The sequence below is a fragment of the Serratia sp. root2 genome, assembly GCF_031931805.1.
Lineage (GTDB): Bacteria > Pseudomonadota > Gammaproteobacteria > Enterobacterales > Enterobacteriaceae > Serratia > Serratia inhibens.
Window position 1 is genome coordinate 1 of record NZ_JAUJXB010000019.1, and the last position, 1,256, is coordinate 1,256.

Annotated in this window: 1 protein-coding gene; it reads left to right on the plus strand. The window is 64.3% G+C overall.

The annotated features are described in order from the left end of the window. The coding region (locus QZQ97_RS24480; protein ID WP_311995510.1) for a transketolase family protein at window positions 1-1,256 on the plus strand (1,256 nt) is incomplete at both ends.

Sequence of the window (1,256 nt, forward strand, 5' to 3'; positions counted from 1 at the left end):
GCCAACGCCATCCGCGCACTCAGCATGGACGCCGTACAAAAAGCAAATTCCGGCCATCCGGGCGCACCTATGGGCATGGCGGACATCGCCGAAGTCCTGTGGCGCGACTACATGAACCACAACCCGACCAACCCGCACTGGGCTGACCGCGACCGCTTCGTGCTGTCCAACGGCCACGGCTCCATGTTGATTTACAGCCTGCTGCACCTCACCGGCTACGACCTGCCGATGAGCGAGCTGGAAAACTTCCGCCAGCTGCACTCCAAAACCCCGGGCCACCCTGAGTACGGCTACACCCCGGGCGTCGAAACCACCACCGGCCCCCTGGGCCAGGGTATCGCCAACGCCGTCGGTTTCGCCATTGCCGAACGCACCCTGGGCGCGCAGTTCAACCGCCCGGGCCATGACATCGTCGACCACCACACCTACGCCTTTATGGGCGACGGCTGCATGATGGAAGGCATCTCCCACGAAGTCTGTTCGCTGGCCGGTACCCTCAAGCTCGGCAAACTGACCGCGTTCTACGATGACAACGGCATCTCCATCGACGGTCACGTGGAAGGCTGGTTCACCGACGACACCGCCGAGCGCTTCGAAGCTTACGGCTGGCACGTGGTGCGCCACGTCGACGGCCACAACCCGGACGCCATCAAGGCGGCGATTGAAGAAGCCCGCAAGGTTACCGACAAGCCGTCCCTGCTGATGTGCAAAACCGTGATTGGTTTCGGTTCCCCGAACAAGGCCGGTACCCACGACGTGCACGGCGCTGCGCTGGGCGCCGCCGAAGTGGCCGCCACCCGCGAAGCCCTGGGCTGGAAATACGCCGCCTTCGAAATCCCGCAGGACATCTATGCCCAGTGGGACGCCAAAGAAGCCGGCCAGGCCAAAGAGTCTGCCTGGAACGACAGGTTCGCCGCCTACGCGAAAGCCTTCCCGGAACTGGCTGCCGAGTTCACCCGCCGTGTGAACGGCGAGTTGCCGGCCAACTGGAAAGCCGACGCGCAGAAATTCGTTGAGCAGCTGCAGGCCAACCCGGCCAACATCGCCAGCCGCAAGGCGTCGCAGAACGCGCTGGAAGCCTTCGGCAAGGTGCTGCCGGAATTCCTCGGCGGCTCGGCCGACCTGGCGCCAAGCAACCTGACGATGTGGTCCGGCTCCAAACCGCTCAATGAAGACCTGGCGGGCAACTACATCCACTACGGCGTGCGCGAGTTCGGCATGACCGCCATCACCAACGGCATCGCGCTGCACGGCGG